This is a genomic window from Corynebacterium uropygiale (assembly GCF_021568315.1).
In the GTDB taxonomy this organism is placed as follows: domain Bacteria; phylum Actinomycetota; class Actinomycetes; order Mycobacteriales; family Mycobacteriaceae; genus Corynebacterium; species Corynebacterium uropygiale.
Window position 1 is genome coordinate 336494 of sequence record NZ_JAKGSI010000003.1, and the last position, 18688, is coordinate 355181.

Sequence of the window (18688 nt, forward strand, 5' to 3'; positions counted from 1 at the left end):
AAGTCCATCTGATGAGAAGGTGATCCCGTAATATGAAACTTGCAGTGATTGGCGGCGACGGCATCGGACCCGAGGTCACGGCGGAGGCGCTCAAGGTCCTCCACGCGGTGAAGGACGACGTCGAGGAGACGCAGTTCGACCTCGGCGCGGAGCGCTACCTCGCGACGGGGGAGATCCTCACGGATGAGGACCTTGCCGCACTCCGCGAGCATGACGCGATCCTGCTCGGCGCCGTGGGCGCCCCGGGCAAGGTTCCCCCGGGAATCCTCGAGCGCGGGCTGCTGCTGAAACTGCGTTTCGCCCTCGATCACCACGTCAACCTGCGCCCGGCGAAGCTCTACCCGACGGCCACCTCGCCGCTGGCCAACCCCGGGGAGATCGACTTCGTCGTCGTCCGCGAGGGCACCGAGGGGCTCTACGCCGGTAATGGTGGTGGTCTGCGGGTGGGCACCCCGCACGAGGTTGCCAGCGAGGTCTCGCAGAACACCCGCTTCGGCGTCGAGCGCGTTGTTCGCGACGCCTTTGAGCGCGCCCAGGCGCGTCGTCGTCACCTCACTCTCGTCCACAAGACGAACGTGCTGGTCAACGCGGGCGGTCTGTGGCAGCGGACGGTCGACGAGGTGGCGCAGGAGTACCCGGACGTCACGGTGGAGTACAACCACATCGACGCCGCGACCATCTACATGGTCACCGACCCGGGGCGCTATGACGTCATCGTCACGGACAACCTCTTCGGCGACATCCTCACCGACCTCGCCGGCGCGGTGACGGGCGGTATTGGCCTCGCGGCAAGCGGAAACATCGACGCCTCGGGCACGAACCCCTCTATGTTCGAGCCCGTCCACGGCTCCGCGCCGGACATCGCGGGGAAGGGGATCGCCGACCCCACCGCCGCCATCCTCTCCGCGGCCCTGCTGCTTCGCCACCTCGGCGATGAGGCCAACGCCTCCCGCATCGAGGAGGCCGTGGCCCGCGACGTGGCCGCCCGCGGGGAGGAGACGCTGCGCACCACCGAGGTGGGAGACCGCATCGCGCGGGCACTTGCCTCCTAAAAAGCACGTACACTATGGCCTCTATGAACGTGGAAATCGAGGCCGTGCGTGACTTCCTCGCGGAGGTCGAGCCCTTCAGCCGTGCCGACGCGGACACCCTGAGCGCCCTCGCCCGCGCGGTGACGGTGACCTATCACCCCCGGGGCGAGGTCCTCTTGGAGCAGGGCCAGCCGGGGGAGACCCTGTTCATCATCCGCTCGGGCGCCGTCGACGTCCTCGATCCCGAGGGCGTCCTCCTGGACCGCCGGGAGGCGGGGCGCACCGTCGGCTACTCCTCCCTCTTCGGCGATCCCGAGTTTCGCTACCGTGCACTCACCGTGGAGGACAGCCTGCTCATGGCGCTGCCGGGGCGGCTCGTCCTGGAGGTGGCCTCGGAGCTCCCCGCCGTCGAGCGCTTCTTCTCCTCCCAAACCCGGCGCATCGCCGCCGAAGCCGAGCAGCTTCGCCGTGGCCCCGCCGAGGAGTTCCTCCACACCCCGGTGCGCTCCCTCATCCAGGGGCCGGCGCTCTCCTGTGCCGAGGCCACGCCCATCCGCGAGGCCGCCCGCCTCATGACGGATCACGACGTCTCCTCGCTGCTCATCCTCGGCGAGGGGAACCGGCTGTGCGGGATACTCACCGACCGTGACCTGCGGGGACGCGTCCTCGCGAGGGGGATGAGCCCGGAACGCCCGGTCCGTAACATCATGACCGCCGATCTCCACAGCATCAGCCCCGAGACGCCCGCCTTCGAGGCCATGCTTCTCATGGCCGAGCGCCACATCCATCATCTGCCCGTCCTGGACGGCGACGCCACCCTCGGCCTCATTAGCTCGGCGGACGTCATGAGGCTTCTCCACCAGGACCCCATTTACCTCACCGCCGATCTCTCCCAACGCAGCCTCGAAGATCTCCGCGGCGCTTATCACGATGCCTCCCGCCTGGCGCTCAGCTTCATCGAGCGCGGCTCCACGCCCGCGGACGTGGCCCAGATCCTCACGACAGTGGCCGGCGCGATCGCCCGTCGGCTCCTCACCCTCGCCGAGGAGCGGCTCGGCCCGCCACCCGTGCCCTATGCCTTCATTGCCGTGGGCTCCCAGGGGCGATCGGAGATGGGCCTGGCCTCCGACCAGGACAATGCCCTCATTCTCGACGACGCCTACCGCCCCGAGGAGCACGGCCCCTACTTCGAGGCTCTCGCGGAGATTGTCTGCCGCGGTCTCGACGATGCCGGCCAAGTCACCTGCCCCGGGGACATGATGGCGAGCAACCCCCGCTGGCGGATGACGCTCCGAGAGTGGACGCGGACCTTCCACACGTGGATGACCGCCCCGACCCCCGACGCCCTGCTCAGCACCCAGGTCTTCTTTGACCTCCGATTCCTGGGCGGAAGCGCACACCTTGCCGAGGAGCTCCGCGCCGACACGGCCGCCCACGCCCAGGTCTCCTCGCGCCTGCACGCCCACCTCGCCGCGCTGGCTGCGCGTCGAGAGCCCCCGCTGGGATTCTTCCGCGGCTTCGTGCTGGATCGCTCGGGGGAGTATGCCCACACGCTCGACGTGAAGAAGGGAGGGCTGGCGGCCATCGTCCAATTGGCCCGGCTCTACGCGCTGAGCAGCGGGGTTCTTGCCGTCGACACCCGAACCCGCCTCGCGGAATCCGCCAGCCGGGGCGCGCTCTCCGGTGATGGGGCGCGTCACCTTACCGATGCCTTCGACGTCCTCGGCTCGCTGAGCCTTCGCCACCAGGCCGAGCAGATGCGCGCGGGCACGCGCCCCGACTATCACATCGACCCCGCCCACCTCAGCGCGATGGATCGCGAGCATCTCCGTGACGCCTTCCACGTCATCAAGAAGATCCAGGCCTCCTTGGCCACCGCCTATCCGATCCGCACCATCTAGCGCCCGAGCCGCCAGGAGCACCATGTTTCTTCGACGACGCCCCCGCCCAGGCCCCCTCGCCGGCTCGGAGTGGCCCTCGCCCCGCACGCCGCTGGCGGAGCTGCCGCTGCTTGCCGTGGATATGGAGACCACGGGTCTGCGCCCGGCGCGCCACTCGATCGTGTCCATCGCCTGGGTGCCCGTCAACGGCCGCAGCATCGACCTCTCCAGGGCGGGGTATCACGTGGTGTCCGGGACCCCGGGGGTGTCCGTGGGTTCCTCCGCGATCATCCATCAGCTCACCGACGAGGACCTCGCCGCCGGCATTCCGGAGTCGGAGGCGATCGAGCAGCTGCTCCACGCGCTGCGCGGCAGGGTTCTCCTCGCGCACTTTGCCCCGGTGGAGGAGGGCTTCCTCCGCGCCGCGTGTCGGCGGCACTACCGGCAGACGGTGCGCCTGCCGATCGTCGATACCTTTGTCCTCGAGCGGCGTCACATGGAACGGATGGGAACCTACCCCCGCGGGGAGGACCTGCGCCTTCCGCGGGCGCGCGAGCGCTACAGCCTCCCGCGCTACCCCGGGCACCACGCTCTCCACGACGCCCTCGGCTGCGCGGAGCTCTACCTTGCGCAGACGGTGAGACGCGCGGCGACGGGAGAGACATTAGGCGACCTGCCTCACTCCGGCACTTAAGGGCAGGCTAGGATACCCACCATGCGTTATGGACGAATCGCCACCCCTGAGGGAATGTGCTTCTGCGTTATCGAGGGGGAGGGGGAGGACCCCGCCCAGCTCACCGCCCGTCAGATCGAGGGAACCCCGTTCACCGAGCCGGCCTTTACAGGCAAAGAGTGGCCGCTCTCTGAGGTGCGGGTCCTGGCCCCCATGCTGCCGAGCAAGATCGTTGCCATCGGTCGCAATTATGCGGATCACGTCGCGGAGGTCTTCAAGAAGTCCGCGGAATCCCTGCCACCGACCCTCTTCATTAAGCCCCCGACGGCCGTCATCGGGCCGGAGCAGCCCATCCGCATTCCGGACTTCGCGACGAACGTCGAGTTCGAGGGAGAGCTCGCCCTCGTGATTGGCCGGCCGTGCAAGAACGTCGCGGCGGATCAGTGGCGCCAGGTGGTGCGCGGTTACACCATCGTCAACGATGTCTCCTCCCGGGACCTGCAGTTCTCCGATGGGCAGTGGGCGCGCGCCAAGGGCATTGACACGTTCTGCCCGCTGGGCCCGTGGATCGAGACGGACCTCGATGCCATCGACGTAGAGGACCTACCCATCAAGGCCCACCTCACCCACGAGGGCTCCACGCAGATCAAGCAGGATTCCAACTCCCAGCAGATGATCATGAGCATCGGCGAGATCATCGAGTTCATTACCGCTTCCATGACCCTCCTCCCGGGCGATGTCATCTGCACCGGCTCCCCGGCGGGCACCGAGGAGATGGTCCCCGGCGACGTCATCGAGGTGGAGATCCCGGGTCTCGGCCGGCTGCGCAACCCCGTCGCCCGGGCCTAGAGCCCCAGCGCGGTCATGATGGTGCGAAGCTTGGCGCTCGTCTCCTCGAACTCGGCCTGCGGGTCCGAGTCCGCGACGATCCCGCCGCCAGCCCACGCCCGGGCCGCGTGCCCGCCGCGGTAGACCTCCGCGCACCGGATCGCGACCATGTACTGCCCATCCCCCTGGGCATCGCACCAGCCCACCGCCCCGGCATAGAAGCCGCGGGCGGTTTCTGCTGTGCGGATGATCTCTTCTGCGGCCTCCGTCGGCGTGCCGCAGATTGCCGGCGTCGGGTGCACGGCGAGCGCGAGCTCCAGCGCCGTCGTCCGCGAATCGCGCAGCGTGCCCTCGATGGGGGTGGCGAGGTGCCACATCTCGCTCGTCTTCATGAGCTCCGGGTGGCGGGGGATGCGCAGGTCCTCGCACAGGGGGCTCAAGGCCTGCCGCATGTGCTCGACGACGAAAGCATGTTCCCCCAGGTCCTTGGCGGAGGTCTGAAGCTGGTGGCAGACGAGGGCATCGCGGTCCCGGTCCGGGTGCCGCGGGGCGGAGCCGGCGAGGGGATAGGCGCTCACGCGGGTGCCCTGGCGCCGGATGAGGACCTCGGGGGAGGCCCCGACCAGCATGGAGCCCTCGAAGCGGCCGCCGGCGGGGGAGAGGTCGGCGATGAATCCATCCCGGTGGGTGGAGTGATCGATGAGCCGCGCCGCCACGAGGAGGGGGTCCACCGGCGGGTCGAAAGCGATATCCACCGCGCGGGCGAGGACGACCTTCTCCAGGCGGGTGCGCTGGATCGTCGCGACGGCGGAGCGGATCCTTTCCACGTGCTCCTCCGGTCGGGGGTCGAGCCCGGACACCTGGGCATGAAGCTGGGATCCCGGCCCCATGCGGTAGTAGGAGTGCGGCTCGAGCGGCCCGCTTTCCCGAATGATGTGGCGGGGCACGGTGAGCGCCGCCGGATCGCTGCGAAGGAAGGGCAGCGCGCCGACCACCATCTCGACCTTCCCGCCGCGGAGGGCAGAGACCGCCTCCTCGGGGTCGGAGAACTGGTCGATTGAGCCCTGGGTTCGCACCGATCCGTCCACGCGGGAGAGCAGAAAATCAGGGGCAGTGGTAGGGCGTGAACACATGTGGAACCATTCTAGCTACCATAGCCATCATGACTGACGTACGTGTTCGCTTTTGTCCTTCCCCCACCGGAACACCCCACGTGGGCATGGTCCGCACGGCCCTGTTCAATTGGGCGCAGGCCCGGCACACTGGCGGAAAGCTCATCTTCCGCATCGAAGATACGGATGCCGCGCGGGATTCGGAGGAGTCCTACCAGGCCATCATTGATTCCCTGACCTGGCTGGGCTTGGACTGGGATGAGGGCGTCGTGAAGGGCGGGCCGCATGAGCCGTACCGGCAGAGCCTCCGCGGGAAGATCTACCAGGATGTGCTGAAAAAGCTCATCGACGCGGGCGAGGTCTACCCGGCCTACTCGACGGCGCAGGAGGTGGAGGAGCGGCACCGCGCCGCCGGCCGAGACCCCAAGCTGGGCTATGACAATTTTGATCGCGATCTCACCGAGGAGCAGATCGCCGCCTTCGAGGCCGAGGGCCGCAAGCCGGTGTGGCGCCTGCGCATGCCAGAGAAGACGTGGGCGTGGCATGACCTCGTGCGTGGGGACATGGAGTTCGCTCCCTCGACGCAGCCGGATTATGTGGTGGCGCGTTCCAATGGTCAGCCGCTGTACACGCTCGTCAACCCCGTCGACGACGCCCTCATGGGCATCACCCACGTGCTGCGCGGCGAGGACCTGCTGTCCTCCACCCCGCGCCAGCTGGCACTCTATGAGGCGCTCATCCGCATCGGGGTGGCCGAGACGATTCCGACCTTCGGCCACCTGCCCTTCGTCATGGGCGAGGGCAACAAGAAGCTCTCCAAGCGCGATCCGCAGTCGAACCTCTTCAACCACCGGGACGCCGGCATCATCCCCGAGGGCATGATCAACTACCTGGCTCTGCTCGGCTGGTCGTTGAGCAAGGACCAGGACATCTTCAGCGTGGAGGAGTTCGTCGAGCACTTCGACGTCTCCGATGTCCTCGGCAATCCTGCCCGGTTCGACCAGAAGAAGCTCGAAGCGATCAACGCCGACCACATCCGCCGCCTCTCCCCGGAGGAGTTCGAGCGCCGCCTGCGCGACTACCTCACGGAGTTCACGGATTTCCCGGAGGACTACCCGGCCGAGAAGTTCGCGATCGCCGCGCAGCTCGTGCAGACCCGGATCAAGACTCTCGGCGACGCCTACGGGCTCCTCTCCTTCCTCGTCACCAAGGATGAGGACCTCACCCTTGACGAGAAGTCCGCGCGCAAGAACCTCAAGGAGGACGCCGTGCAGGCTCTCGACGAGGGGATCGCGGCGCTGGAGGGCGTGTCCGAGTGGACCACGGAGGAGATCGAGAAGGCGCTGAGCGGCGCCCTCATCGAGAAGCTGGGCCTGAAGCCTCGGAAGGCCTATGGGGCGCTGCGTGTTGGTGTCACGGGCGCTGCTGTCTCCCCGCCGCTCTTTGAGTCCATGGAGCTGCTGGGCCGGGAGTCCACCCTCGCCCGACTGAAGGCCGCCCGGAGCCAGACCCCGTGGGCCTCCGCGCAGCAGAACGGAGCCTAGTCCTCGATTTGTGGCTCCGATGTGGGGTCGGGAACGGGGCAAAGAGGGGCACTGTGGCGAGCGCTAAAATGTGCCCCTACCAGGCGATTTGTGGAGCTACGGGGATTGTGGTTATATTAATCCCCGTTGCACGGCGCAGGGATGACCTGCTCCCCAGATCGCAACGATGGCCTATGGTGTAATTGGCAACACAACGGTTTCTGGTACCGTCATTCTAGGTTCGAGTCCTGGTAGGCCAGCTTCGGTTTATTCTGACCGATCCGCCCCGTTCGTCTAGCGGCCTAGGACGCCGGCCTCTCACGCCGGTAACACGGGTTCAAATCCCGTACGGGGTACTACCAGCCCGGTCTTTCTTCGGAAAGGCCGGGCTTTTCTCTGTGCTGACATGGGACGGCTGCGGGAGAAGGGAAGCGTGCGTCAGGGGGCGGGCGAGCGCGTGTGTGGAGCCTTGGGGTTGAAGCTGAAAAAACACGTTTCTACCTGGGGATTTGGTGAATAACGCACGTGTCGTTTAATCTTCTGTCTTGTTCCGCTTCGGCCCCGTTCGTCTAGCGGCCTAGGACGCCGGCCTCTCACGCCGGTAACACGGGTTCAAATCCCGTACGGGGTACTACCAGCCCGGTCTTTCTTCGGAAAGGCCGGGCTTTTGTGATATATCCCACCCTCCCGCGAGGCTATGGCGGAGTACACTCAGGGGCAGCGAGGCACGCTAGCGGCCCCGCCCCCAAGGAACTATCACCACAACGGAAAGGGGAGTGTATGGCAGAACGTCACACTCTGAACCCTGACCGCAGCGATCGGCAGTTGTAGCACAAGCGGCATTGCCATAATCCAGACTTCCACCCCGCAATTCTCGCGAGAAGCAGGAGCTTGACTACCACATGATGATCGCTCAGCGTCAGATGAGCTGCATCACGACCGTCATACTCGTGCACAGTGGCCTTTAGTCCCCCTCAGGGTCACGCGGACGCTACGAGAAGCATAGGCGCTCAGCTAGGACGAACACTGCGCCCGCTTCCGTAGGGAAGAAACCTCCGCCTTCGCCACGATCGGGACGAGAGTGAAGGCGCGATGACAGCAAAGAATTCGCCCGCCTGGGAGACCGCAAGCCCCAGGCGGGCGTCATGCTGTGTGGGCGGCGGGTGCGCGTCGGCACCCACAGGGGGTGGAACTTAGAGCGCGTTGGAGAGCTCCGTGGCGGCAGCGAGGAGCTGCGTGCCCCACTTCTCCCCGGGGTGTGGGCGAAGGCGGTCGGCCGGGCCGGAGATGGAAAGGACCGCGACGAAGAGGCCGTTGCCCTCGAAGACGGGGGCGGAGAGGCTGGCCAGGCCGATTTCGCGCTCGGAGACGGACTCGGACCAGCCGCGCGCCCGGACGTCTTCGAGGTCCTTTTCGGTGAAGACGGCGTGGGGGAGGATGGTGTGCCGCAGTCCTGGGGAGGAATAGGCGAGGAAGATCTTCGCAGCGGAGCCCGCGGTGAGCGCCATACGGGCGCCGACGGGGACCGTATTGTGGAGGCCGACCGGCGGCTCCTGGGAGGCAATGCACGTCCGGGTGGTGCCCGTGAGTTGGTAGAGCTGCACGGACTCGTTGGTGGTGGCCATGAGGGAGGCCATGATCGGGGTGGCGGCGTCGATGAGTTGATCCTTGCCGCCGATACTCAAACTCGAGAGCGCGGGGCCCACCGACCAGCGTCCGTCGGACGTGCGGGCGAGGAGGCGGTGCGTTTCCAGCGCGGTGGCGAGGCGGTGCGCGGTGGCGCGGGGAAGTTCGGTGGCTTCGCAGAGTTCAGCGAGTGAGCGAGGTTGCGCAGCAACAGCAGTCATGATGGCGACGGCTCGGTCGAGCACTTTGATTCCGGAGCTGGCGGTTACGCTATACTGTCCCATACCACGATATTAACATTCCATATATTGAGAATCCACCCTCCAGCCCGAGGGCGTGCACTCAGCGAGAAAGAGGTGACTCAACCCATGGCCGGTGAGAAGAAACTGACCTTGGCCGAAAAAGTGTGGCGGGACCACGTCGTCGTTCATGGGGAGAACGGCGAACCCGATCTTATCTACATTGACTTGCAGTTGCTCCATGAGGTGACCTCCCCGCAGGCCTTCGACGGCCTCCGGCTGGCGGGGCGCCGCATGCGTCACCCGGAGCTGCACCTGGCTACCGAAGATCACAACGTGCCCACAGAGGGCATCGTGCGGGGGAACCTCCTGGAGATCGGTGACCCCACCTCCCGGACCCAGGTGGAGACGCTGCGCAAGAACTGCGAAGAGTTCGGCGTGCGCCTGCACCCGATGGGGGATGTGAAGCAGGGCATCGTGCACACCGTGGGGCCGCAGCTCGGGGCCACGCAGCCGGGGATGACCATCGTCTGCGGTGACTCGCACACCTCCACCCACGGCGCCTTCGGGTCGATCGCGATGGGCATCGGCACCTCCGAGGTGGAGCACGTCATGGCGACGCAGACGCTCTCCCTCAAGCCCTTCAAGACCATGGCCATCGAGGTGAGCGGCGAGCTGCCCGAGGGGGTGAGCGCCAAGGACCTCATCCTCGCGATCATCGCGAAGATCGGTACCGGCGGCGGCCAGGGGCACATCATTGAGTACCGCGGCGAGGCGATCCGCAAGCTCAGCATGGAAGCGCGCATGACCATCTGCAACATGTCCATCGAGGCCGGCGCCCGCGCCGGCATGATCGCCCCCGACGACACGACCTTCGAGTACCTCAAAGGGCGCGAGTTCGCCCCGAAGGGCGAGGAGTGGGACAGGGCCGTGGAGTACTGGCGCACGCTCGCTACCGATGAGGGCGCCGAGTTCGACACGGTGGTCCATATCGACGGATCCTCACTCAGCCCCTTCGTCACGTGGGGTACTAACCCCGGTCAAGGTCTGCCCCTGGACTCCGAGGTTCCTGATCCCGAGTCCTTCACCAACGACAATGACAAGGCCGCCGCCGAGAAGGCCCTGCGCTACATGGATCTCACCCCGGGCACGCCCCTGCGGGAGATCGCTATTGACACCGTCTTCCTTGGCTCCTGCACGAACGCGCGGATCGAGGATCTTCGCGCCGCGGCTGCCGTCGTTAAGGGGCGCACGATCGCGAAGAACACGCGGATGATGGTCGTGCCCTCGTCGACGATGGTGAAGGAGCAGGCGGAGGAGGAGGGGCTCGACGCCATCTTCACCGCATTCGGCGCGGAGTGGCGCACCGCCGGCTGCTCGATGTGCCTGGGAATGAACCCCGACCAGCTGGCCCCCGGCGAGCGTTCGGCGTCGACGTCGAACCGCAACTTTGAGGGGCGCCAGGGGCCGGGCGGGCGCACCCACCTCGTCTCCCCGGCGGTGGCCGCGGCGACGGCAGTGGCCGGGCACCTCGCGAGCCCCGCCGACCTTGATCCCCAGCCCAGCGAAGCGGCCGCGGCGGTCAGCTAAGAGCGAATCGGAGGAGAAGGAATCATGGAGAAGTTCACTATTCACACTGGTGTCGGCGTTCCGCTCATGCGATCGAATGTCGATACGGACCAGATCATCCCGGCCGTCTACCTCAAGCGGGTGAGCCGCACCGGCTTCGATGATGGTCTCTTTTCGAACTGGCGGAAGAACGATCCGGACTTCGTGCTCAACCAGCCGTCCTACCGCAATGGCTCTGTGCTCGTGGCGGGGCCGGACTTCGGTACGGGCTCGTCCCGTGAGCACGCCGTGTGGGCGCTCATGGACTACGGCTTCCGGGTGGTCTTTTCCTCCCGCTTCGCCGACATCTTCCGAGGCAACGCCGGCAAAGCGGGGCTCCTCGCGGCGATCATGGAGCAGTCCGACATCGAGCTGCTGTGGAAACAGCTGGAGCAAGAGCCCGGGCTGGAGATCACGGTGAACCTCGGCGAGCGGACGGCGCAGGCGGGGGAGAACATCTACCGCTTCGAGATCGACGATTACACCCAGTGGCGCCTCATGGAGGGGCTCGACGATATAGGGCTCACCCTGCGCCGCGAGAAGGACATCGAGGCCTATGAGGCCTCCCGCCCCTCCTTCAAGCCGGTCATCCAGCCCTAGATCCATCCCGCCCTGCGCACACGACACCCCGCCGCCACGATTCCCACAGGGCAGGCGGCGGGGTGAATCGAAGCCGAGGGTGCGCGGTTACTTCACTGGCAGGGGGCTCGGGAGGTAATCAGCCCCGGTGAGATCCCCGTGGTGGAAGCTCAAGACCCAGGTGGAACCCTTCTTCGCCTTGATGGAGCGCTCGGGGAGGGGGAGGCGGCCCTGGTTGGTCAGCCAGGCGATCATGTCGGGGATGATGAGCCCCTGGCTCACGACGACGGACGTGCCGCCGGCGTCGATGAGCTCAGTCATCGCCTGCTGGGCGTCGGTCATGGAGTGGAGCCAGGCCTGGTCGCCGTAGATGGGGTCCACGGTCACGTCCTTGCCCAGGGCCATCGCCAGGGGATCGGCGGTGAGCTGGCAGCGCTGGGGCTCGGCGGAATAGAGCCGATGAGGACGGTAGAAGGCCAGCAGGGAGACGAGCGCCTGGGCTTGACGCTGCCCCTTCTTGTCGAGGGGGCGCAGGTTGTCATCCCCCGCCCAGTTGCGCCGCTGGAAGGCGTGGGCGTGGCGGACGTAGAGGATGCGGCTTGTCGCGGGGAGGGTGAAACGCTTCTCCGCCTTGTCGAGCACCCCCGCGTCGATGTCGTAGCTGAGCAGCTCCCGGGCTTGTGCGGGGGGCAGCCAGCGCAGCTCATCGACCTCATTGTTGGGGGTGAATTCCCCTCCGATCACCTTGGCCGTCCAGTAGTAGACCACCTTGGTGCGCTGGCCTACGGGATAGTGCACGCGGCCGAGGAGCTTCCCCAGGCGAATGTCGTACCCCGTCTCCTCACGAATTTCGCGCGCGGCGGTGGCGACGAGATTCTCACCGGCGTCAACCTTGCCCTTGGGGAGGGACCAGTCGTCGTAGTGGGGTCGGTGAATGACCGCGACCTCGACGCTCTCGGGATCATCAAGATCGCCGCGCCAGAGCACGGCCCCGGCAGCGAGCGTCGTTCGAGAGAACTCCTTGCGCGGCCGCACGGGGATGCTTTGGTGCCTTCCGGTGACATCAAGGTCCCCTGCACGGTCCTTGTCATATTCGTGCGGGCGTTTCGACATACCTGTTATTGTCTCGCACGCGCTGTGCAGGTGCGAATCTGGCCGTAAGATGCATGTCAGCGAGTTCTTGACGTCTGGGAATGGAGGAGTATCGATGCACAACGTCGCCATCATGGGGGCCGGATCCTGGGGGACAACGCTGGCGAAAGTCTTCGCGGATGCGGGCAACAGGGTGACTCTGTGGGCCCGGCGCCCCGAGCTGGCAGCCACCATCGAGGAGCAGCACGCGAACCCCGACTACCTCCCCGGCATCACCCTCCCCGAGCAGCTCAGGGGGACCTCCGACGCCGCCCAGGCCCTGCGGGGCGCGGACATCATCGTTCCGGCTGTCCCCTCCCAAACCATGCGGGAGAACCTCGCCCGGTGGCGGGAGGATATTCCCGACGACGCCACCCTGCTCAGCATCTCCAAGGGCGTGGAAAAAAGCACCTTCCTGCGCATGAGCGAGGTCATCGCCGACGTGACGGGCGCCCCCGCCGAGAGGATCGCGGTGCTCTCGGGGCCGAACCTCGCCCGGGAGATCGCCGAGGAACAGCCCGCGGCCACGGTGATCGCCTGCGTCGATGAGGATCGCGCCCGGACCGTCCAGAGCGCCTGCGCCACACCCTATGTCCGCCCCTACACGAACACGGACGTCGTCGGTTGCGAGATCGGCGGGGCTTGCAAGAATGTCATCGCGCTGGCCTGCGGTGTGGCCTCGGGGCGGGGTTTGGGGAACAACACCTCGGCCACGCTCATCACCCGAGGCTTGGCGGAGATCACCCGTCTCGGGGTGGCGCTGGGCGCCGAGCCGCGCACCTTTGCGGGCTTGGCGGGGCTCGGTGACCTCGTGGCGACGTGTTCCTCGACGCTTTCTCGCAACCGGACCTTTGGCGCTCGCCTGGGGCAGGGCGCCACGGTGGAGGAGGCCGCCGAGGCCACGCACGGGCAGGTGGCGGAGGGCGTAGTGTCCTCGGCCTCGATCTATGAGCTGGCCCAGCATCATGGCGTCGATATGCCGATTACCCAGGCGGTTTTCGCGGTCTGTCATCACGGCATGGACGTCGGTGACATGGTGCGGGCGCTCATGGGGCGGTCAAAGAAGGCGGAATAATCCGCACCTGTACACTTTCTAGCCATGAGTAGCAGCACCACGCGTACGAGGGTTGCCGTGATCTACGGCGGCCGCAGTTCCGAGCACAACGTCTCGTGTGTGTCCGCCGGCGCGATCATGGCCCACCTCGATGCCGAGGCCTTCGAGGTCATCCCCGTGGGCATCACCGCCGCAGGCCGGTGGGTGACGGGGGAGAAAGACCCGGAGAAGCTCCGGACGGTGGATCGGGTGCTGCCGAGCGTGGATGATTCTGCCCCGGAGATCTATCTCTCCGTGAACCCTGAGCGCCGCGGGGAGCTGCGTTTCGTCGAGGACGGCTCGCTCTACGCGCAGGTGGACGTCGCGTTCCCCGTGCTGCACGGGCCCTTCGGGGAGGACGGGACCATCCAGGGCTTCTTCGAGCTCTCCGGGCTGCCCTACGTGGGTCCGGGTGTTTTGGCCTCCGCCTGCGGGATGGACAAGGAGTACACAAAGAAGATCATGCGTGAGGCGGGCATCCCGGTGACCCGCGACATCGTCGTGTGCGGGCGCACGGAGCTCACCGCGGAGGAGCGCGAGTATCTTGGCCTCCCGGTGTTCGTGAAGCCGGCCCGCGGGGGTTCGTCCATTGGGGTGTCCAAGGTGGAGGCCTGGGATGAGCTCAGCGAGGCCATCACTCAAGCCGCTCTGCAGGACCCGAAGGTCCTCGTGGAGGCCGAACTCATCGGGGACGAGGTGGAAGTGGGGGTGCTGGAGTTCCCCGATGGCCGCATCCTCAGCAGCGTGCCCGCCAAGCTCAATGGCACAAACTCCTCCGAGGAGGGCTTCTACGGATTTGAGACGAAGTACCTCGACGACGTCGTCTCCGCATCCATCCCCGCCCCCTATGACGAGGAGACGACAACCCGCCTTCGCCAGCTCGCTGAGACCGCCTTCACCGCGATGAACGCGCGGGGGCTCGCCCGGGTGGACTTCTTCCTCACCGCTGAGGGCCCCATCCTCAACGAGGTGAACACCATGCCGGGCTTCACGCCCATCTCCATGTATCCGCAGGTCTTCGGCGCGACGGGCATTGACTACGCGGAGCTTCTCAGCATCCTCATCCGCCAGGCCGCAGAGCCGAAGAATGAGGAGCACGTGGAGGACACCACGCTGCGAGGCTAAGCGGGCGAGTGTTTAGTCGCTCGTCTTCTTCGTGTGCTGGGAGATCGCCGCGCCGAGGTCGACGGAGACGCTCGCCGCCGCCTCCTGCGGCATGCTCACAGCCACCGTGGCGTCGCGCCCCAGGGCATACCATGTGGAGGCCGTGCTTCCGGGGGCGAGCTCGGTGTCCTCGAACCAGGGGATGTCATTGACCTGGTGCAGCTCCACGCCCGGCTGGTAGCTCGCGGGGAGCTCGGTCCCGCAGCGCAGGACGACAGGTTCCAGGCCGGGGGCGGTCCACACGGCGTCGCTCTCGGGGTGAAGACCGGTGTCTGTGTGCCCCGATTCCTTGAGCTCCTCCCGGGTGTAGACGCCGTCCGTGCCGAGCGTCTCCGGCAGGTGGGCGAGCAGCGCGCGGCAGGAGGCCGCGGAGCCCGCGGCGCGGGGAAGGGAGGCGAGGGGAGCAGGCTGGGGCGAGCGCGTCGTCGTGGGCATGTCCGCCAGGAGGCTCGTGATCTCCTCGGGGGGAGTATCGGCCCCACCTTGGTCATAGGTGAGCGCGACGACGACAGCCCGGTTGAGCGCATAGAAGGTCTTCATCTGGGAGCCGGGGGTGGCATCGCCCACGAGGAGCCAGTCGGTTCCGTCGATCTCCTGGAGGTCGGAGAGGGCCGTGAACTGGGCGGGCGGGGTCACCCCGCAGCGCAGGCTGATGGCGCGTTGCCCGAACTCTCCCCATGCTGCGGCCCCCTCGGGGGCCGGGTCGACGAGCTCGGCGCGGCGGTGGCCGTCGAGCGTCGAGGGGAGGGAATCGAGGAGCTGCGTGCACTCCGGGGTTTGGGCGTCGGGGGCGGGGAGAGCGGACATCCCGATGGGTTGTTGGCTTGCGTGCTGAAACACCATGCGTCCGCTGATGAGCACGCCGATGACGAAAAGAATCGCCAAGCTCAGAGAAATGAGCGTGAGCGTGCGGTTAAATGGTGAGGACGACTCAGCATGCATGATTGTCAGTGTATCCACCGTGACCATCACGCCCGAGGAGGCCTCATGACAGAACTGACGATTGGCGATATCGGTGAGCATCGCGCGATCGAGGAGATCCAGAAGGTCTCGCCCTCACGGCACAATGGCGATGACGCGGCGGTGCTCGGCCACGCCTCGCCGAACTCGAGGGTGGTGGTCACGACGGACATGCTCGTCGAGGGACGCCACTTCCGGATGGATTGGTCCACCCCGGAGCAGATCGGGCACAAGGCGATCGTCCAGAACTTCGCGGACATCCAGGCCATGGGGGCGCGCCCGACGGCAGCGCTTCTCGCCCTCTCCGCCCCGCCGAGTACCCCCGTCTCGGTGCTCCGCGGAATCGCGCGGGGGATTGCCTTGCGCGTGGCGGATTTCTCGGCGGAGCTCGTGGGCGGGGACCTCACCTCCGGCGATCACCTTGTGCTCTCGGTGACGGCGCTGGGCTCCCTGGGCGGCAACCTCCCGGAGCTCACCATCGACCGCGCCCGGCCGGGGCAGAAGGTCGTCGCGAGCGGGGAGATCGGGCACAGCGCGGCCGGGTTGGCGCTGCTCGAGCGCTATGGCACGGACTTCCCCCGGGAGTTCGCTCCGCTCGTCGCGGCGCATCGCACGCCCAGCCTCGTGCCTGGGCGGGGGATGGTGGCCCGCTCCACCGGGGCCACGGCCATGACCGACAACTCCGACGGGCTCACCGCGGACCTCGGCCTCATGGCGCAGCGCTCCCACGTGCGCATTGACCTCGACCCCGAGGCCATCCGCCCCTCCGCGCTCATGGAGGAGGCCGCGGCGCTCCTCGACGCCGACCCCTGGGAGTGGGTGCTCTGCGGCGGGGAGGACCACACCCTCATCGCCACCACGGCCACCGACGTGCCCAGCGGCTTCCGCACCATCGGCTCCGTCCATAAGGGGCCGGAGGACATCACCATCGGGGGGCAGAGCCCCGCCCATCGCGGAGGCTGGGTAAGTTTTTAAGTGTCATGACTCAAGAATTGCCTGTTCACCCCAGTTGGCGTCCGGTGCTCGCCCCGGTGGAGGAGACGATCCACCGCCTCGGTGACTTCCTCCGCGAGGAACAGCGCGCCGGGCGTGGCTTCCTTCCGGCTGGCCACGACGTGCTCAAAGCCTTCGAATACCCCTTTGATGAGGTGAAAGTGCTCATCGTTGGCCAGGATCCCTACCCGACGCCGGGCCACGCCATGGGGCTCAGCTTTTCCACGCAGCCGGGGGTGCGGCCGCTGCCGAAGAGCCTCGTGAACATCTTCCGCGAGCTCTCTGATGACCTCGGGATCCCCGAGCCCCAGGATGGTGACCTCACGCCGTGGTCTCGTCAGGGGGTGGCACTCTTTAACCGGGTGCTCAGCGTCCAGCCGCGGAAAGCTGGTAGCCATCGCAACCGCGGCTGGGAGGGCGTCACCGAGTGCGCCATCCGTGCCCTCGCGGAGCGGGACGCCCCGCTCGTGGCCATCCTCTGGGGGCGCGACGCCCAGTCCACCCAAGCCTTCCTCGGCAATACACCGTGCGTGTGCTCGCCCCACCCCTCACCCCTCTCCGCCCACCGGGGATTCTTCGGCTCGCGCCCCTTTAGCCGGGCCAATGCCATCCTCCGGGATCAGGGCGCTCAACCCGTGGACTGGCGCCTATGACAGCGTCGGCCTCATCCTCTCTCAACGCCCTCAACGCGGCGGTCCTCCATCAGTGGATGGCGCGTGCCCGTGATGAGCTCAACGCCCGGCGCGCGGAGATCAACTCCCTCAACGTTTTTCCCGTGCCGGATTCAGATACCGGCTCGAATATGGCCCACACCATCGACTCCGCGGTGGCCGCTCTGCCGGAGGAGCCGGAGGACCTTGCGGCCTCAGCGCGCGCCCTCGCCCAGGGGGCGGTGCGCGGAGCGCGGGGCAATTCTGGCCTCGTCCTCTCCCAGATCCTGAGGGCCGTCGCCCACACGGCGAGCCAGGGGCCGGTCGACGCGCAGACGGTCACAGAGTGCCTCGCCACGGCGGTGAAGCTCGTGGATAGCGCCATCGCCGAGCCCGTCGAGGGGACGGTCATTACGGTGTTGCGGGCGGCCGCTATCGCGGCGAGGGAATCGACGGAGGACAAGCACGGCCTGCTCACCACCCTCCGGCGCGTCGTCGCGGCGGCCCGCCAGGCCCTCGCCGCGACACCGAGCCAGCTCCCCGCTCTCCGCCACGCGGGCGTCGTCGACGCCGGGGGATCGGGGCTTCTCATCCTGCTCGAAACCCTCCTTGACGAAGTCAGCGGAGCAGCCTCCGCCGGGGCGGCGCCCAGTATCCCGTCGGCCCCCGAGCCCCCGGCGGCCGAGGCCGTGGGCCCCTCCGCGGAGATCGAGGTCATGCTGAGCATCGAGCACGCGAACCTCGAGGCGCTGGAAGCGGAGCTGCGGCCGATGGGGAACTCGCTCATCATCGGGAAGTCGAGCATCCACGGCGAGGACGCCCCCGCCACCATCCACATCCATAGCACCCGCGCGGGGGAGGTCATCGAGTGCTGCTACCGCCACGGCGCGGTGAGCAACCTCCGCCTGGAGGTCCTTCCCGCCGCGCACGTCCACGCACCGGGAAGGCTCATCGTCGCGCTCGCGCAGCCCGGGACGATCGGCGACCTCTACACCTCGGCGGGGGTGAGCGTCATCGAGCCCTCGGAGACCGTGGTGAGCGACATCATCGCGACCGTCCGTCGCGCCGGGGCCGCCGAAGTGATTCTGCTCCCCAACGGGCTGCTCAGCCGCCGTGAGCTCATCTCGGTGGAAAAGGCTGGTCACGCCTTCTCCCAAGCCATCACGCTCATTCCCACGCGGCACCTCGCCGATGGCATCGCGGCCCTTGCTGTGCATGATGCTGATGCCCCGCTCGGTGTCGCCACCTTCAACATGACGGAGGCCGCCAACGCGATGCGGACGGCCGTCGTCGAGACCGCAACGCAGGCGACGTTCACCACCGAAGGATCTGTGGCGGCGGGGGAGTACATCGCCCACTGGGGGCCGGAAACGGTGGCCACGGGGGAGGACCTCGTGGAGGTCATCGCTCGCGCGGTGCTCACGCTCTCGGAGGGCGGGCGCTGCGAGCAGCTCACCATCCTCCTCGACGCCGACCTCGCCGACGTCTGCACCGAGGACGCCCTCCGCGCGCGCCACGCTCTCCCCGAGGACGTGGAGATCATGGTCTACCCCGCCCGGGGGCTCGCCTGCACGGCAGAAGTGGGGGTGGAATAGCTC

General features: G+C 67.2%; 16 protein-coding genes and 3 tRNA genes. 15 read left to right on the forward strand and 4 right to left on the reverse strand.

What is annotated here, in order from left to right; genetic code table 11:
• Window positions 1-32: 32 nt before the first annotated feature.
• Genes L1O03_RS07445 through L1O03_RS07460 form a run of 4 tightly spaced genes read left to right on the forward strand, consistent with a single transcriptional unit; the run spans window position 33 to window position 4433 of the window.
• Window positions 33-1052 (forward strand): 3-isopropylmalate dehydrogenase, encoded by a 1020-nt coding sequence (locus L1O03_RS07445; protein WP_236119092.1) that lies wholly within the window; start codon window positions 33-35, stop codon window positions 1050-1052.
• 23 nt (window positions 1053-1075) lie between these two features.
• Window positions 1076-2932, forward strand: a complete 1857-nt coding sequence (locus L1O03_RS07450) for a DUF294 nucleotidyltransferase-like domain-containing protein (protein ID WP_236119094.1) — start codon at window positions 1076-1078, stop codon at window positions 2930-2932.
• 22 nt (window positions 2933-2954) lie between these two features.
• Window positions 2955-3605, forward strand: a complete 651-nt coding sequence (locus L1O03_RS07455; protein WP_420830315.1) for an exonuclease domain-containing protein — start codon at window positions 2955-2957, stop codon at window positions 3603-3605.
• A 21-nt stretch (window positions 3606-3626) separates the two neighbouring features.
• Window positions 3627-4433: a fumarylacetoacetate hydrolase family protein gene (locus tag L1O03_RS07460; protein WP_236119096.1), complete on the forward strand. Its 807-nt coding sequence runs from the start codon at window positions 3627-3629 to the stop codon at window positions 4431-4433.
• Here L1O03_RS07460 and L1O03_RS07465 read toward each other — a convergent pair.
• Entirely contained in the window at window positions 4430-5545 is a 1116-nt protein-coding gene (locus L1O03_RS07465) for an isochorismate synthase (RefSeq protein ID WP_236119104.1), read from the reverse strand. The two genes, L1O03_RS07460 and L1O03_RS07465, sit on opposite strands and share 4 nt — an antisense overlap.
• 29 nt (window positions 5546-5574) lie before the next feature.
• On the opposite strand from L1O03_RS07465, the gene gltX reads away from it, so the two are divergent.
• The 4 genes from gltX to L1O03_RS07485 all read left to right on the forward strand — a co-directional run bounded on the left by gltX (window position 5575) and on the right by L1O03_RS07485 (window position 7678).
• Window positions 5575-7068: a glutamate--tRNA ligase gene (gltX, locus tag L1O03_RS07470; protein ID WP_236119112.1), complete on the forward strand. Its 1494-nt coding sequence runs from the start codon at window positions 5575-5577 to the stop codon at window positions 7066-7068.
• A gap of 167 nt (window positions 7069-7235) precedes the next feature.
• Window positions 7236-7307, forward strand: a tRNA-Gln gene (locus tag L1O03_RS07475).
• A 23-nt stretch (window positions 7308-7330) separates the two neighbouring features.
• Window positions 7331-7403 (forward strand) — tRNA-Glu (locus tag L1O03_RS07480).
• Window positions 7404-7605: 202 nt separating this feature from the next.
• Window positions 7606-7678, forward strand: a tRNA-Glu gene (locus L1O03_RS07485).
• A gap of 562 nt (window positions 7679-8240) precedes the next feature.
• Here the strand turns inward: L1O03_RS07485 and L1O03_RS07490 are convergent.
• Window positions 8241-8957 (reverse strand): IclR family transcriptional regulator, encoded by a 717-nt coding sequence (locus L1O03_RS07490; RefSeq protein WP_236119114.1) that lies wholly within the window; start codon window positions 8955-8957, stop codon window positions 8241-8243.
• Window positions 8958-9041: 84 nt separating this feature from the next.
• Here L1O03_RS07490 and leuC point away from each other — a divergent pair, with 84 nt between their 5' ends.
• Together leuC and leuD are read left to right on the forward strand one after the other, a co-directional pair.
• Window positions 9042-10502, forward strand: coding sequence for a 3-isopropylmalate dehydratase large subunit (gene leuC / locus L1O03_RS07495; RefSeq protein ID WP_236119210.1), 1461 nt, complete (start codon window positions 9042-9044; stop codon window positions 10500-10502).
• A 24-nt stretch (window positions 10503-10526) separates the two neighbouring features.
• Window positions 10527-11120: a 3-isopropylmalate dehydratase small subunit gene (gene leuD, locus L1O03_RS07500; RefSeq protein WP_236119116.1), complete on the forward strand. Its 594-nt coding sequence runs from the start codon at window positions 10527-10529 to the stop codon at window positions 11118-11120.
• 87 nt (window positions 11121-11207) lie between these two features.
• On the opposite strand, the gene L1O03_RS07505 is transcribed toward leuD, so the two are convergent.
• Window positions 11208-12212 (reverse strand): NUDIX hydrolase, encoded by a 1005-nt coding sequence (locus L1O03_RS07505; RefSeq protein WP_236119124.1) that lies wholly within the window; start codon window positions 12210-12212, stop codon window positions 11208-11210.
• Between the two features lie 94 nt (window positions 12213-12306).
• Here L1O03_RS07505 and L1O03_RS07510 point away from each other — a divergent pair, with 94 nt between their 5' ends.
• Together L1O03_RS07510 and L1O03_RS07515 are read left to right on the forward strand one after the other, a co-directional pair.
• Window positions 12307-13305, forward strand: a complete 999-nt coding sequence (locus L1O03_RS07510) for an NAD(P)H-dependent glycerol-3-phosphate dehydrogenase (RefSeq protein WP_236119132.1) — start codon at window positions 12307-12309, stop codon at window positions 13303-13305.
• Window positions 13306-13329: 24 nt separating this feature from the next.
• Complete coding sequence (locus L1O03_RS07515) at window positions 13330-14448, forward strand: D-alanine--D-alanine ligase family protein (RefSeq protein WP_236119134.1); 1119 nt, start codon at window positions 13330-13332, stop codon at window positions 14446-14448.
• Between the two features lie 12 nt (window positions 14449-14460).
• Here the strand turns inward: L1O03_RS07515 and L1O03_RS07520 are convergent, their stop codons facing one another.
• Window positions 14461-15429: a DUF3515 domain-containing protein gene (locus tag L1O03_RS07520; RefSeq protein WP_236119136.1), complete on the reverse strand. Its 969-nt coding sequence runs from the start codon at window positions 15427-15429 to the stop codon at window positions 14461-14463.
• A gap of 45 nt (window positions 15430-15474) precedes the next feature.
• On the opposite strand from L1O03_RS07520, the gene L1O03_RS07525 reads away from it, so the two are divergent.
• Genes L1O03_RS07525 through L1O03_RS07535 form a run of 3 tightly spaced genes read left to right on the forward strand, consistent with a single transcriptional unit; the run spans window position 15475 to window position 18685 of the window.
• On the forward strand, window positions 15475-16422 hold the full coding sequence (locus L1O03_RS07525; RefSeq protein ID WP_236119138.1) for a thiamine-phosphate kinase: 948 nt from the start codon (window positions 15475-15477) through the stop codon (window positions 16420-16422).
• 5 nt (window positions 16423-16427) lie between these two features.
• Window positions 16428-17093, forward strand: a complete 666-nt coding sequence (locus tag L1O03_RS07530) for a uracil-DNA glycosylase (RefSeq protein ID WP_236119147.1) — start codon at window positions 16428-16430, stop codon at window positions 17091-17093.
• Window positions 17090-18685: a DAK2 domain-containing protein gene (locus L1O03_RS07535; RefSeq protein ID WP_236119153.1), complete on the forward strand. Its 1596-nt coding sequence runs from the start codon at window positions 17090-17092 to the stop codon at window positions 18683-18685. Before L1O03_RS07530 ends, L1O03_RS07535 begins: the two co-directional genes overlap by 4 nt.
• Window positions 18686-18688: the final 3 nt, after the last annotated feature.